The organism is Falsiroseomonas oryzae (assembly GCF_027856955.1).
GTDB classification, from domain to species: domain Bacteria; phylum Pseudomonadota; class Alphaproteobacteria; order Acetobacterales; family Acetobacteraceae; genus Falsiroseomonas; species Falsiroseomonas oryzae.
The window spans coordinates 1-2,567 of sequence record NZ_JAPSMD010000599.1 but is presented as its reverse complement, the minus strand read 5'-3'; the positions used below and the strand labels follow the sequence as shown (position 1 = coordinate 2,567).

Below are 2,567 nucleotides of genomic sequence, written 5' to 3'. Positions count from 1 at the left end.
TGCCGCGGGGAACCGGACCGAGGCGCCCGCGGTGGCGCCGGCAGCGGCGAAACGGGCCGCGCTGTAGCGCCCGGCCGGCGCGGCCGCCTCAGCCGGCGGCGGCGCCCTGCATGCGCGCGGTCGCGTCCGTCACGGCCCGCCCCACCGCCACCCGGAATCGCCGCATGTCGTAGGGCTTGTTGAGCAGCTCGATGCCGTGCGCCAGGCCGCGCTCGCCGAGATTGTGCTCGGCATAGCCGGAGGTGCAGACCACCGCGAGACCGGGCTGGAGCCGCAGGGCCGCCTCCGCCAGCTGCAGCCCGTCCAGCCCGCCGCCCAGCACCACGTCGGTGAACAGCAGGTCGAAGCGCAGGCCGGACCGCAGCACGTCCAGCGCCTCCGCCGCGCTGCCCACCGCCACCGGGGCCAGCCCCACTTCCCGGCACAGCCGAAGCGCGGCCTCCCGCACGTCGGGCTGGTCCTCCACGACCAGCACGTCGAGCTGGTCGAGCGGTGCCATCGCCGCCTCCTCGGCCCGCGCGACTGTCTCCGCCCCTGCCTCCAGCGTCGGCAGGTAGAGGCGCAGCGTCGTGCCGCGGCCGAGCTCGCTGGTCACCCCGACATGGCCGCCCGATTGCTGGGCGAAGCCGAGCACCATGCTGAGCCCGAGCCCGGTGCCCCGGCCCGGCGGCTTGGTGGTGAAGAAGGGCTCGAAGATCCGCGACTTCACCTCCGGCGCCATGCCGATGCCGCGGTCGCTCACCGCGATCATCGCATAGCGGCCGGGCGCCAGGCGGTCCGGCGTCTCCTCGCCCGGGGCGACGGTGACCACGCGCGTCTCCACCGTGATCGGCCCGCCTGCGGGCATCGCGTCCCGCGCGTTGACCAGGAGGTTCAGCAGCGCCGCCTCCAGCTGGGCCGGATCGGCGGAGATGGATTCGGTCGCATTGGCGCGCAGTTCGATCGTGTAGCGCTCGCCCAGCGTGCGGCGCATCAGCTCCAGTCGCTCCGGCAGCACGCGGGTCAGGTCGAGCGGCTCTGGCCGCAGCGGCTGGCGGCGGGCGTAGGACAGCAGCTGGCTGGTCAGCCGGGTGCCGCGGTCGAGCGCGCTGCGGGCGGATTCGATCAGGTCGGGCGTGGTCCGCCCCTCCTGCGCCGCCTCCGCCGCCATCTCCAGGCTGACCGAGGCGACCGTCAGCAGGTTGTTGAAGTCGTGCGCGATGCCGCCGGTGAGCTGGCCGAGCGAGGTGAGGCGGTCCGCCTGGCGCAGCGCGGCCTCCGCCTCGCGGTGCTCGGTCACGTCCTGCACATAGCCATGGACCATGCCGGGGCCGGTGCCCGGATCGGCTTCCCAATGGCCTTCCGCGCGGCAGTGGACGATGCGGCCGTCCGCGCGCAGGAAGCGGAACTCGAAGGCGGCGGGCCTCCCGGTTTCGGTGATGCGGGCCAGCGCCGATTCCACGACGGGGCGATCCTCGGGGATCAGCAGGGCCAGGGTCGCGCTGAAGTTTGGCGGCTCCGCCGCGGGGTCGGTGCCGAACATCGCGTGCACCTCCTCCGACCAGGCGACCTGTTCCGTCCCGACGCGCCAGCGCCACGTGCCGAGCCGCGCCAGCCGCTGCGTCTGGCGCAGCTCCACCGCCTGGCGCTGCAGCGCCGCGCGGCTCAGCGCCAGGTCGCGCTCGAAGCGGGTGCGGGCGGTCACGTCGAGCACCGCAACCAGCACGGCGCGCCGGCCGGCGAACTCGGTCAGGTGCGAGTTGATCTGCACGATCTTCTCGCGCCCGTCCGCCGTCAGGTGCCGCCAGGGCCCGGAGGCGTTGCGGTCGCGGCGCTTCTCCGCCGCGGCGTTGCGCACCGCGTCCCGGTCCTCCGCGGGGCGGATGTCGAGGATGGTCATGCGCAGAAACTCCTCGCGCGACCAGCCATAGTCCTGCACGGCGGCGTCGTTCACGCTGAGGAAGGCCAGCGTCTCATGGTCGTAGATCCACATCGGGATCGGGTTGCGCTCGAACAGGCTGCGGAAGGCGGCCTCGCTCTCGGCCAGGCGCAGCGTCGCCTCCCGCTCCCGCGTGACGTCGCGCACCATGGAGACGAAATGCGTGCAGCGCCCGCCGGAATCGAAGACGGGCGCGATGTGCAGGTCCACCCAGACCGGCGTGCCGTCCTTGCGGCGGAACACCGCGCCCTGCCGCAGCCGCTCGCGCCGGCGCACCGCGTCGCGGATGGCGCGCCAGGCCTCGCCCGGCGCGTCCAGCCCCTGGAGCAGCTTCGGCGTGCTGCCGACCAGTTCGGCGGCGGAGAAGCCGGTCAGCGCCTCGAAGGCGGGGTTCACATGCACGATGCGCCCCTCGTCGGGCGTCGCCTCGGTGATCAGCACCGCTTCCGAACTGGACTCGACCACGCGGCGGTGCAGCAGCATCCGCTCCTCGTCGCGCAGCATCTCCAGCAGGGGGCGCAGCGTGGTCGCCGCGTCGCGGAGCAGCGCCGCCGGCTCCGTGCCGGGCGCGCCAGCCAGGACCAGCGCGCACCGCTCCTCGCCGATGCGCAGGGGCGTGGCGGCAAGGGCGAGCGGCCCGCAGGCCGCC

Annotated in this window: 1 protein-coding gene; it reads right to left on the bottom strand. The window is 74.3% G+C overall.

The features are described 5' to 3' along the window. Window positions 1–88: 88 nt before the first annotated feature. The coding region (locus OZN99_RS29415; protein ID WP_270938768.1) for a PAS domain S-box protein at window positions 89–2,567 on the bottom strand (2,479 nt) is incomplete at its 5' end.